Raw genomic sequence first — 11,623 nt, forward strand, 5'->3', positions numbered from 1 at the left:
GGCGTCATGGAACATTATATTAGTCTGTTAGTTAAATCGATTTTCATCGAAAACTTAGCACTGTCGTTCTTCTTAGGTATGTGTACTTTCCTTGCGGTATCTAAGAAAGTTAAGACGTCATTCGGTCTTGGTGTAGCGGTTGTTTTCGTACTAACAGTTGCAGTACCAGTAAACAACCTGCTTTATAACCTGGTTCTTAAAGAGAACGCATTGGTTGAAGGTGTAGACCTTAGCTTCCTGAACTTCATTACGTTCATCGGTGTAATCGCAGCATTGGTTCAGATTCTGGAAATGATTCTAGACCGATTCTTCCCACCTCTATACAACGCACTGGGTATCTTCCTGCCGCTTATTACGGTGAACTGTGCGATCTTTGGTGGCGTATCATTCATGGTACAGCGTGATTACAACTTTGCTGAGTCTGTGGTTTACGGCTTCGGTTCTGGTGTGGGTTGGATGCTTGCAATCGTCGCATTGGCGGGTATTCGTGAGAAGATGAAGTACTCAGACGTCCCTCCGGGTCTACGTGGTCTAGGCATCACGTTTATCTCTGTTGGTCTTATGGCGCTGGGCTTCATGTCCTTCTCTGGTGTTCAACTGTAAGGTATAAGGAATAGTCAATGGACATTATTCTTGGTGTAGTGATGTTTACACTGATTGTTCTAGCCCTGGTTCTGGTAATTTTGTTTGCCAAATCCAAGCTAGTACCAACAGGTGACATTACAATTTCCGTAAACGATAACCCTGATCTGGCGATCGTGACTCAACCAGGTAGCAAACTGCTTGGTGCTCTGGCTGGTGCAGGTGTATTCGTATCTTCTGCTTGTGGTGGCGGTGGCTCTTGTGGTCAGTGTCGCGTAAAAGTGAAATCTGGTGGCGGTGATATCCTACCTACCGAGCTTGACCACATTACAAAAGGTGAAGCGCGTGAAGGTGAGCGTCTGGCATGTCAGGTTGCAATGAAAACCGACATGGACATCGAGCTTCCAGAAGAAATCTTCGGTGTTAAAAAGTGGGAATGTACGGTTATCTCTAACGATAACAAAGCAACATTCATCAAAGAGCTTAAGCTTCAGATCCCTGATGGCGAGTCAGTACCTTTCCGTGCTGGTGGTTACATTCAGATCGAAGCACCTGTTCACCACGTGAAATACGCTGATTACGATATTCCTGAGGAATACCGCGAAGACTGGGACAAGTTCAACCTGTTCCGTTACGAGTCTAAAGTTGACGAAGAAACCATTCGTGCATACTCAATGGCGAACTACCCAGAAGAAGAAGGCATTATTATGCTGAACGTGCGTATTGCTACGCCGCCGCCTAATAATCCTGATGTACCACCTGGTATCATGTCTTCATACATCTGGTCTCTGAAAGAAGGCGACAAGTGTACGATTTCTGGTCCATTTGGTGAGTTCTTCGCGAAAGATACTGATGCTGAAATGGTATTCGTTGGTGGTGGTGCTGGTATGGCGCCAATGCGTTCGCATATCTTCGATCAGCTTAAGCGTCTTAACTCTTCTCGTAAGATGTCGTTCTGGTACGGTGCACGTTCTAAGCGTGAAATGTTCTACGTGGAAGACTTCGACGGTCTGCAAGCTGAGAACGATAACTTCGTTTGGCACTGTGCTCTGTCTGATCCTATGCCAGAAGATAACTGGGAAGGTTACACAGGCTTCATCCACAACGTACTGTATGAAAACTATCTGAAGGACCACGACGCGCCTGAAGATTGTGAGTACTACATGTGTGGTCCACCGATGATGAACGCGGCTGTAATTGGCATGCTGAAAGATCTTGGTGTAGAAGACGAAAACATCCTATTGGATGACTTCGGTGGCTAATCTCACCTAAGTGATTGAATTATGGCTGACTCATTTGAGTCGGCCATTTATTTTTGCAGTCTCAAGTTGTTATAGAACAGCGCCTTCGGTGCAAGACTCTTTTCTTTATCAACTTTCATAATAATTATCAGGAGTGAGCAAGTGAAACTTTGGCTTGTTGCATTAACTTCCTTACTGGCACTGGTGGGATGTACCCAACCGAAAGAACAGATCCATTTATCCGGTCCTACTATGGGAACCACCTATAATATTAAATATATCGAGGTGGACGGTGCGCCAGCATCTGGCGATATTCAGGTTGAATTGGACAGATTGCTTGAACTGGTTAACGACCAGATGTCGACGTATCGTAAAGATTCTGAGCTGAGCCGTTTCAACCAGTACAAAGGTAGCGACGCATTTGAAGTCTCGCCTGAAACGGCAATTGTAGTGAAGGAAGCGATCAGGCTGAACCAGCTGACTCGTGGCGCTTTAGATGTGACTGTAGGTCCTCTTGTTAACTTGTGGGGATTTGGTCCGGAAGCTCGCCCTGAAGTGGTTCCGTCAGACGAAGAGCTGAACGCTCGCAAAGCGATGACAGGTATTCAGCATCTTAGCGTTACGTCGAGTACGTTAACCAAAACACTACCAGACTTGTATGTTGATTTATCGACAATCGCAAAAGGCTGGGGTGTGGATGTAGTGGCGAACTACATTGAATCGCTGGGCATCAACAACTACATGGTTGAGATTGGTGGTGAGATTCGCTTAAAAGGCGTCAATCAGGAAGAGGTGCCTTGGCGCATAGCGATTGAGAAGCCATCGACCACTGAGCGAGCGATTCAGGAAATCATTGAGCCGGGTAACATGGCGATTGCCACATCAGGTGACTACCGAAACTACTTTGAAAAGGATGGTGTTCGTTATTCGCATATCATCAACCCGCAAACCGGGAAACCGATTAGCCATAAAGTGGTGTCGGTCACAGTACTTCACCCATCCAGTATGACCGCAGATGGTCTATCTACTGGTATCATGGTGTTAGGTGAAGATGCTGGTCTGGAGATCGCGAACGAAAATAACCTTGCCGTTATGATTATTGTAAAAACAGAGCAAGGGTTCGAAGAAATCTACTCAGACACTTTTAAGCAGTATTTAAATAAATAATAGGAGTCGTGAGCAATGACTGAGTTTATCGTTACATTCGGGTTTTTCTTGACGATTGTTACCGCTATGTCTGTTGGTTACATCTTCCAGAAAAAAGTGGTTAAGGGCAGTTGTGGCGGCTTGGATGCTGTAGGTATTGATAAAGTATGTAATTGCCCAGAGCCTTGCGATGCGCGTAAGAAGCGTGAAGCACGAGAAGCGATGCGTGCTGAAAAGATTGCCTCTTGGGAAAAAGACAAAATTCTTTGAGTTTTCTGCTGCCAGAATGAACAAAGCTCAGCAAATTGCTGAGCTTTTTTGATCTTTGGCTTTTTGGATGTATGTGGTGTTGAAGTCAGGCGCTTGTACCAAGTTCAGACTATTTGGGGCTGGTCAGAGCCACAGCGTAGCGCCACGATTCACCCTGAGCCCCCTGAAAAGCCATGTTTGCCTCTCCACCGCGCTTGTCCAGCGTGTAGACGGGCAACTCAGTTGTCACTGGCTGTCCGTTGTTTTGACAGGTCAGGTTACTCTCTATTATTACCTGCCCGTCCGACTTAGGGGTGATTCGCCCTAAGTATTTGCATTCACCTGAAACTGCAGCTCCCCACTCATTAGACTCCAGAAACGCCTCGAAATAGTGATTCCGTGCCCCTTCATCTAAAGTGATGCATAGCTTGTAGTCGAAATTGGCAAATGCGGGAAAGCACATTGTAGACAGCACCACTGCTGCAAATACTTTTCTCATTTTTAACCCTTACTGCTTAACTGCTATTCCGCGTGAAATCGCTTCACATACATGGCTGCCGTCGCTTTGTAATGGTTTTTCTACCAGCCAGCGAATCGGCGAGATAACCGGGCTGGTGGTGAAGCGTACGGATGTTTCCAAAATTGCGGAAAGTGGGACATTGAAATCAAAGTCCTCAAAACTGCCAGACACTTCTACTGGTGTCTGTAAGCTAAATATCTGCGCTGACTTAGGTCTTGGTGTCAGGTACAGGTCAAATGTGCGATTTGGGTATGAAGCGTTAAACGAACCGTTTACCTGAATTCGTGTGGTATCGAGTAACACATCACGCTGGCTCATCTCACCATTTTGAACGTCAAACCCGCCCGCGACACAGTTAAGCACCGACTCTTGTTCTTCAGTAAAGCTTGGTAATATGGCATCCGTTAAATTCACTGCCCATAAGTCGATAAGATCGGCTTCAAACTCCTTCGGCCAAACCGAAAAACCAATAAAGCCATTGGCGTTGTTCATTAGGCTGTCAGGGGTGTTGGCCAGACTGGTCAGATTAAAGTATGTACTGAGCTCTCCACCCATGTCTGTTTTATTGTCGATACGACGAGCAATTACCCCGTAATCGAAACGATGAACCTGACCTTGCATGGCAATATCAAACAGCTCTTCTTGCGCGGCTATTTCTCCAGCCAGGGATACAGAACCGCCCGGAATACGAACCTTTAAAGGCGACACGGTCATCTTTCCGTTTGTCAGGTTTAGTCGGGCTTCTGTAGCGCCCAGCCAGTCTTTGCCTGAACGCACGTTGTTGACGTCCAGAGAGAGCTCTAAATTCGCCCACGATAGCCCTTCTGGGCTGAGTACCAACGGCTGCTTGTGTTCTTCCGGTTTCGTTTCTTCTGGCTCTTTTGTTTTTTTGTCATCATTTGGTAGCCATGCTCTCCAGTTACCCACTTTGAAGTCGTCCATCTGAATCAGATCAGAGGAAAGGGACAGAGCAATGTCTGGTCGACTAAATCGACCAAGCGGGCGAAGATGACCGCTACCTTCAAGTTCACTGCTGCCAACATTAAGAATCAGATGTTTTAGCTGATATTGGACTTCATCCAGAGAAAGCTCCGCGCTTAGCTTGATGGGACCGTAGGGAGGAAGCGCAATCCCAGTGAATTCGTTAAGGCGATCTAGGTTAGGAATGTCGGCATTTAGCTTTAACGCTAGCTTGGTGAAATCAAGGGGTAAGGAGAGCTGAGTTTGAGCTTTAAACGCGATGTCACCGATATTGAATATGAGGTCGGCAGGCAGACTCTCAGTCAGCTGATTGGCCTCTTTCAAAGACACCGATGTGATTTGTAATTGTGTGTCTTTCCCCGATACGTCGCCGTTTATAAGCAACTCTGTTGAACGCTCTGGTCCTGTATGAAAGCGTCCTTCCGAAATGCGGATTGCCATTGCCTTGCCTGTGTAGATATCGGGAATTTCTAGGTGTCCACCCTGGAGCAGGGCATCGACCTCGGTCATCTCCATAAATTCAAGCAAGGTTTTGCCCGAGAGTGCCAATCTGATCTTTGCACTGTCCAGCGACATCTTCATGTCATCAGCCACACCAAATGTCTTTGCCATTTCTGAAATGTCAGGTTTGCTGGCACTAAGATTCAACTCTGAATGGATTTTTGCTGCATCTACGCTGAGGGACAAATCTCCTTTGAGAAGACTGTTAGCAAAACGCATGGAAAAGGGCGCTGAGCTCATCATCCCGTTTCTGATTTTCCCACTAAAAGATAAACGTTCCAGTCGCTGCTGAGCCCAGAGTACTTGGTTCACTTTTAATGAGAGGTTGGCATCAAGAATATGGATGTCATTACTAAGTAGCGGAACGGAAAGGTTGACCCCTTTAGTTGGAACTGCCTGTTCAACTTCTGGCAGAGACTCTTCTTTCGCTAGCAGCGCCAACTGGTTGAAATCCAGTTTGTCGAATTGAGCATCAATGTTGACTAAACCTTGTTCAGACCCTTCTTGCCATTTGAGATTGAACTTCCCTTTGCTGTCCATTAACTGAAGATTTTGGGATTCAAAGGTTATCCAACGACCCTGATGGACAAGGTTGGCTCCAAACTTAAGGGGACCCGTCGCCTGTGCTTGAGTTCCCAGCCAAGGGCTAAGTTTAGCAATGTCCGGGCTGTGGATTTGAAGCGCAAATCGACTGCCAACGCCCCACTTGGTTTGTGGCAGTGTTCCAGATGCGGACAATTGCAATACTGGGCTATCTAAAGTAAGCGTGGTTTGCCAGTCACGGCGATTGACAATATCAGATAGTGCACCAGCGTCTGCCGTAATAGTCGCAGGCACGCCTTGCAGTTTGCCGTGAACATCAATGTCGACGGGAATGTTCATTCCTGCTCTGAATCTTGCTTTATCAATGGCGAAGCTGGCATCTTGTGCCCATTCAACGTGAGCATTGTCGACGTTAAAAGAGAGATCACTGTTGCTGATCCATTCCTTGAGCTTGGTTCCTTCCGTTGATACGGTCAGCAATGCATTGTCTAAATGGCCACGTGCGTTATCCATACCTGCAAGCCAACTTGCCAGCTCTCCTAATGAGGAGTCTTTTGCACCCAGTTCTATGTTTAATCTTGATGACCACTCTGTGGCGTCGATTTCCGCATTCCCCTGAAAAGGAACCTGAGCAATATTGGCGGCGAGGGGGGCGCTCAGCTTGCCTTCTTTACCTACAACAGACAGCGAGAGGCGGTTGATGTCCGTTCCCAGCCCCAAGATCTCACCTATGGTCAAGTTAAGGTTGGTATGGGTTGCAACCAACCACTGATCCAATGCTCGCTGTAATGGTGATTTTTGTGGTGGGGCAGAAGCAAAGCCCATCGCGTGCTGTTCTAGTTCAGGCTGAAGCCAGGGTCTGAGGTCAACCACGGGTACATCGAGCTTGCCATCAATCGTGTTGATGTCGCCTAGTGTGACTTCCAAATATCCAGATGCCCGAGTTGCCGGGCTGTCCAGAGTTAAGTCTTTCACACTCAAATGACCTTGCTGAGCGGCTAAGTTAGCTGAAATGTGCAACGGAGCTATGTGATATACATCCCATCCTAGCAGCGCTTCAATGGGACCTGTATCTTGCCAGTCAAGTTGAAGGCTAGCAGTAGATAGCCCTTCATCGAGAGGATGAATTTCCGAGCTCAGGGATAAAGCCGCGCCCGCAAAGCTGCCTTGGATATCCAGCTTACCCGACTGGTGATTAAGGATGCTCTCCAGCTCACCGGTGATAGCCAGATCGTAAGCTTGACCTAAGGTTGCCCCTTGAGTATTTAACTTCCAGATTTTGCCGTCTTTGGTTAAATCAAAAGTGTCTAGAAACCAGTCTAGATAAACGTTTTCCTGTTGGTCGTCGTACACGACACTCAGGTTCTCTGCATGAATTCGTTCCCCGAGGTTGAGTGACCAAGCTTGATGAGGCTGAACTGAAAGGGTTTGTGGTTGCTCTGAGTTTGCCTGAAAAGACTCCCAGTTTGAATGACCATCAAAATCCTTAGCCAGATACAAATGAATGTCTTTCAGATCGATAAAGTCGATGTAAACCTGATTGTCGAGTAAAGGAAGTACCGCCACTTTTGCCGATGCATGACCTACTTTTAGGGTAGGCTGCCACTCGATACTCGGAATATTGGTAATTTCAATCTGATTGACTTCAATTTCAGGGCGAAACGAAAGGCGCAGTCGGATGTCACCTTCGATGGATACCGGGTGGGAGATTTGTTGTTGAATCAGGTCAGCCAGTTTTCCTTTATAGGGTGTGAGGTTAATGTTCACACCAACGGCTAACGCGATGGCGACCCCAGCCACCAGTCCAAAAATAGCCAAACCTAAGAACATCAATATTTTTCGAAAGATCGATGGTTTGGTTACAGGTGTTTCATTTTCCGTGGTCATGGCTTTTCAGGGTTGGGAGCTGGTTTCATAAATATAGCGGTGGACGATACCACAAGCAGGACGAAAACTGTAAAGCAATCACCGAAGAAATATACATACGGTTACACCCATACTTGGATTATTCTTCGGTGAAGGGAACCAGTAAGTATCTAGGCTATTAATACCTCGAACATCAGTGCCTCGAACTACGTCGAATATAGATGCTTACCCGGCGGTTCTGTTTTCTCTGTTCTTCAATTGAGTCAGTCTCTGCGCTTTGTGGGTAAGTGTCTGCAAAGGCAACGGCGCTGACTTTGTTTCTGTCGACAGACAGCGAAATCAGATGCCGTGCTACCCCTATGGATCTTGCCCCGGAAAGCTCCCAGTTACTGTCAAACTCTTCATTTTGAATAGGTACATCGTCAGTATGCCCCTCGACAACCACTTCTTTGCCAGAGATGTCCACCTGTTTGAGAGAGTTTGCAAAAATGCCAAGCAATCTTATTCCTTCTTCACTCAAATCTGCGGAGCCTTGCTGATACAGCGCCTCGGTATCAAAGTCCACTTTAATGCCGTCTGGCACCTGAGTCAGGGTGATGGGCTCTTGTTCCGTGGCAGACTCCAGTGATTTGAGCAGATCATTCATGGGTAAAGGCACATCGCGTTGAGTCAGTGCATTCCAGCCTGCTTTGAAGTCTTCAAACTTACCCTGATCGATTTGTGACGTAGCCAGAATGACGATGAAGAACGTCATCAGCAAAGTGATGAAATCACTGTAGGTGACAAGCCAGTCGTTGTCTTCACGTACATCAGCATCGTTGTGGCGTCTTCGAGGCATATTAAGACTCCAGACGCTTTTTAGGAGGAAGATAGCAGTTCATGGAGTCTTTGATGTGCAGATCAGGCTGCTTTTCTGTCATCATCACAAACGCTTTAATCTGCATTTCTCTTCGGTGGTAGTTTTCATCGGATTTCCGACGCACATTAATGGCCGAAGGCTTAAAGAACACCTGTGCCATCAATGTGCCGTAAAGTGTCGTCAACAATGCGATAGCCAGCCCTTTGCCCATGGTCGCCATATCGCCATCCAGGCTATCAAGCATGACAATCAGACCCACCAATGTCCCTATCATGCCAAATGCGGGTGAAAAGTTTGCCATGGTGCTCAGAACGTTGGCGGGTTGAGCTTCGCGGGCGCGCTGGCTTTCGTTACTTTCCATCAGCAGTGCATGCAATTCTTTCCCTTTGTACCCTGTACCTAAAAGCTCAATAGCCATTGAGATAAAAGGATCCTTTTGTTCTTTTTCTGATAGAGAGTTTTCCAGCCCGGTAATACCATCCGTGCGGTATACCTTGTTCCACTCGATAGAACGGAGAATAGATGAGTGTTTGAGCTTGGTTTCATTCTTGCCATCAAACAGACTTTTTAGCACAGCTTGAATTGCACGGAAGAACAGCGGGTATGAGTAACTGATCAACGCCGCGGTAGATGTGCCACCCAATACGATGAGAAAACTCGATAAACTGACGAAGAGCCAGTAATTATCGGTGCTGGTGACCACTGCGGTGACCAGTACCGCGGCTGCAAAAATCCAGCCTGTAATGGTGCTAATCGACATTAGGCAGTGACCTCCAGATCGCTCATTTTAAATTTTTTCTCTTCCAGCGCCTGTCGCATCACCTGCACGACTTCAAGCTTGGCAGCATTTCTGGTTTCTTCATCCACATCGGATTGCATTTCAACCTCACTGGACACCATGGTGATGTAACGTTCCGGGCACTCGGAGATCAGGCTGCATACTTTTTCTTCTGGTACATCAGAAAGCGCAATTGCCAGAGTCTGAGGCGGGACACTTCGAATGTGGTTGCTGATGACTTTGGCAGGTGTGCGCCAGATGTCATCAAAGGTGAAGTAGCTTTGCTTAAGCTGTACATAAGCCCCTGGAGATGTGTCTTTTAGCTGGTTCAGCAGCTCAGTTTGTTTACTGATGTTCAGCCCATCCAGAATGTTAGAAAGCACCTGAGGACCGTCAGTTGGCAGAGTACGGAAATCCGGAACAGACTGCGCTTTTGCCGCCAGGGAGGAAGCAACATCATTAAATGCGGTCATGGGTAATGCCTCTAGTCGTGCAATCTCCATCGCAAGATGCGCCTGCCTTTCTGTTGGATAAGCCGCCAACAATTCTGATGAGCGTGAAGGTGAAAGCTGAGAGATCACCATTGCCTGAATTCGGTCAGATTCGTTTTCCAGAAGCCATCTTAGCTGGTTGGTCGTCAGGTTTTCCAAGAAATCAAATGGCTGGTTTTTCCTTGCGGAATCGGTCGTTGGGTTGGAATCCACCAGAAGTTGTTTAAACGATTTTAAGTGAGCCATTACCTGCTCTTTATCGGCTGGCGATTCTTCAAGGTACTTGATGTAACTCGGTATTTTTGCCGTCAGACTTGGGTACATGGTAGTAAACAGCGCGCGTCCCAGTTCTTGATACACACAGGCGAACATAGGCAGGTTCTGCTCATTCAGACTCAGCTTTCGGATAACGCTATCGACTTTCTGAGGTTCGCTCAGGCTGTATTTAACTAGCTCCTGACGGCAAGCCTCGTGTTCGTAGCATTGTTGAGAAAGCAGCGGTTCTGCTTGCAATGCTTTTACGCCTGTAGTTGGTTCAGCATTAGTGACTGAAGTTTGGTTGTTTGCTCTCGCTTTTCTCCACAGCATGACCAACAGCAGCAAAATGAGTGCGGCAAGGATCCAGGCTACCCACAGGTGCTCCTGCCACAAAGGCTGAGCTTCAACCGGAGGTGTACCTTCTGGTACAGGTACTGAGAATTCTGTGCGAATGATGTCAATGGTGTCTCCTCGCAATGGGTTGTAATCCACTTTTTGAATCAGCAGTTTTTTAATTAGCTGAGTATTTTCATTCGTTACCTGATTTTCAAGCAATAAAGTGACGGCTATTTTGTTGATCTCCGTTGAACTCTCTGGCTTTGTTGGCGCTACTGATGCTTTAGGTGCAGGTAGCTTTGGCTTAGGTGATGAAACAGGCTCAACAGCAGGTGCTGCAGGAGCAGGTACGTCTATCGTGTCTTGAGCGGGGATGCCACTCAGTCCAGGCAATTCGGGGACAGGTTGCGTAGGTATGGTCACTGGAACGGCGACAGTTTGTGGCGCTTCCGGTCTTTCAGATATTTCAGGTGCAGCAGACTTCTGATTTTGAGGATCAGCTTGAAGCTTCTTGGTAACCAGCTCCGACTGAATAGTCAGCACGTGCTTATTGGCACCAATAATACGTTCAATGTCGCTGTTCAAACGCTGTTCCAGCTTTGCTGAAAATTCCAGTGCCTGAATTTCACTAGACGGCTGAGCGACCACGCCAAAAGCTGCGACTAATGCAACCGCGAAGGTCAGATGATGCAGTTTAATCATTTCTCTAGCCACTCCATCATACGTTTAACCTCACCGAGATTCGGGTCGAGTTCCAATGCTTGTTGCCAAGCGACAATCGCGCTTTCAACATTTCCCAGCTTGTATAGAACACTGCCTTTTGTGGCTAATATTTTTGCAGGTTGGGCAGAAAGAGGTTGTGCCTCATTAAGAAGCTGTAAAGCTTGATCAAAATCTCCGCTCACTGCTCTTTCTTGAGCTTCTACTTTTAACGCTAGTGCCTTAGCTTCATTAAAGGGAGAGTCTTCTTCTGGAGCAGGGGTGTTCTGGTGATTTTCCGGTTCACTTTCCAACTCGTCATTTGTTGGTTCTGGCAATGGCTGGAGTACCTGAGGCGCTGCACTTGGATCGGTTTCAATCGTAAGCACCATATCTGGGTCAGAGAGGTCGAACTGAACTCCAGACTCATAGGCATGCCCCTGTAAATGGATGGTGATCTTACCGTCCTTCATTTTGACTCTCTGATTGATAGCTGAAGTATCGGTTTCCTGCGCCATAGACTGAAATGCGACTAGCATTAATGACAGGCAAGCTAATTTAAGTTTCATCGTA

At 47.0% G+C, this 11,623-nt stretch carries 10 protein-coding genes; 4 read left to right on the forward strand and 6 right to left on the reverse strand.

What is annotated here, in order from left to right; genetic code table 11:
* Positions 1-6 precede the first annotated feature (6 nt).
* The 4 genes from nqrE (at position 7) to nqrM (ending at position 3,239) form a co-directional block, all read left to right on the forward strand.
* Positions 7-603 (forward strand): NADH:ubiquinone reductase (Na(+)-transporting) subunit E, encoded by a 597-nt coding sequence (gene nqrE, locus INR79_RS04215; RefSeq protein ID WP_004403029.1) that lies wholly within the window; start codon positions 7-9, stop codon positions 601-603.
* A 17-nt stretch (positions 604-620) separates the two neighbouring features.
* Positions 621-1,844, forward strand: coding sequence for an NADH:ubiquinone reductase (Na(+)-transporting) subunit F (gene nqrF, locus INR79_RS04220; protein WP_022594729.1), 1,224 nt, complete (start codon positions 621-623; stop codon positions 1,842-1,844).
* 141 nt (positions 1,845-1,985) lie between these two features.
* Positions 1,986-2,990, forward strand: coding sequence for an FAD:protein FMN transferase (locus INR79_RS04225; protein WP_223096128.1), 1,005 nt, complete (start codon positions 1,986-1,988; stop codon positions 2,988-2,990).
* 15 nt (positions 2,991-3,005) lie between these two features.
* Positions 3,006-3,239 carry a (Na+)-NQR maturation NqrM gene (gene nqrM, locus INR79_RS04230; protein WP_004403034.1) on the forward strand — a complete coding sequence of 78 codons (234 nt, stop codon included), beginning with the start codon at positions 3,006-3,008 and terminating at the stop codon, positions 3,237-3,239.
* 109 nt (positions 3,240-3,348) lie between these two features.
* Here nqrM and INR79_RS04235 read toward each other — a convergent pair whose 3' ends face one another.
* The 6 genes from INR79_RS04235 to INR79_RS04260 form a co-directional block, all read right to left on the reverse strand.
* Complete coding sequence (locus tag INR79_RS04235; RefSeq protein WP_022549861.1) at positions 3,349-3,717, reverse strand: hypothetical protein; 369 nt, start codon at positions 3,715-3,717, stop codon at positions 3,349-3,351.
* Positions 3,718-3,726: 9 nt separating this feature from the next.
* Positions 3,727-7,650, reverse strand: coding sequence for an AsmA family protein (locus tag INR79_RS04240; protein ID WP_223096129.1), 3,924 nt, complete (start codon positions 7,648-7,650; stop codon positions 3,727-3,729).
* A 172-nt stretch (positions 7,651-7,822) separates the two neighbouring features.
* On the reverse strand, positions 7,823-8,467 hold the full coding sequence (locus INR79_RS04245; RefSeq protein WP_223096130.1) for a flagellar motor protein MotB: 645 nt from the start codon (positions 8,465-8,467) through the stop codon (positions 7,823-7,825).
* A 1-nt stretch (position 8,468) separates the two neighbouring features.
* On the reverse strand, positions 8,469-9,248 hold the full coding sequence (locus INR79_RS04250) for a motility protein A (protein ID WP_223096131.1): 780 nt from the start codon (positions 9,246-9,248) through the stop codon (positions 8,469-8,471).
* On the reverse strand, positions 9,248-11,053 hold the full coding sequence (locus INR79_RS04255; RefSeq protein ID WP_223096132.1) for a FliG C-terminal domain-containing protein: 1,806 nt from the start codon (positions 11,051-11,053) through the stop codon (positions 9,248-9,250). The genes INR79_RS04250 and INR79_RS04255 overlap by 1 nt, the downstream gene beginning before the upstream one ends.
* Positions 11,050-11,619, reverse strand: a complete 570-nt coding sequence (locus tag INR79_RS04260; RefSeq protein ID WP_223096133.1) for a tetratricopeptide repeat protein — start codon at positions 11,617-11,619, stop codon at positions 11,050-11,052. Before INR79_RS04260 ends, INR79_RS04255 begins: the two co-directional genes overlap by 4 nt.
* Between the last annotated feature and the right edge of the window lie 4 nt (positions 11,620-11,623).

The sequence above is a fragment of the Vibrio sp. SCSIO 43132 genome, assembly GCF_019904195.1.
GTDB lineage: Bacteria > Pseudomonadota > Gammaproteobacteria > Enterobacterales > Vibrionaceae > Vibrio > Vibrio nigripulchritudo.

Bases quoted from the DNA above. Each gene is read 5' to 3' on its own strand.
- nqrE (WP_004403029.1), top strand. From the start codon at position 7: ATGGAACATTATATTAGTCTGTTAGTTAAATCGATTTTCATCGAAAAC.
- nqrF (WP_022594729.1), top strand. From the start codon at position 621: ATGGACATTATTCTTGGTGTAGTGATGTTTACACTGATTGTTCTAGCC.
- nqrM (WP_004403034.1), top strand. From the start codon at position 3,006: ATGACTGAGTTTATCGTTACATTCGGGTTTTTCTTGACGATTGTTACC.
- INR79_RS04235 (WP_022549861.1), bottom strand. From the start codon at position 3,717: ATGAGAAAAGTATTTGCAGCAGTGGTGCTGTCTACAATGTGCTTTCCC.
- INR79_RS04240 (WP_223096129.1), bottom strand. From the start codon at position 7,650: ATGACCACGGAAAATGAAACACCTGTAACCAAACCATCGATCTTTCGA.
- INR79_RS04245 (WP_223096130.1), bottom strand. From the start codon at position 8,467: ATGCCTCGAAGACGCCACAACGATGCTGATGTACGTGAAGACAACGAC.
- INR79_RS04250 (WP_223096131.1), bottom strand. From the start codon at position 9,248: ATGTCGATTAGCACCATTACAGGCTGGATTTTTGCAGCCGCGGTACTG.
- INR79_RS04255 (WP_223096132.1), bottom strand. From the start codon at position 11,053: ATGATTAAACTGCATCATCTGACCTTCGCGGTTGCATTAGTCGCAGCT.
- INR79_RS04260 (WP_223096133.1), bottom strand. From the start codon at position 11,619: ATGAAACTTAAATTAGCTTGCCTGTCATTAATGCTAGTCGCATTTCAG.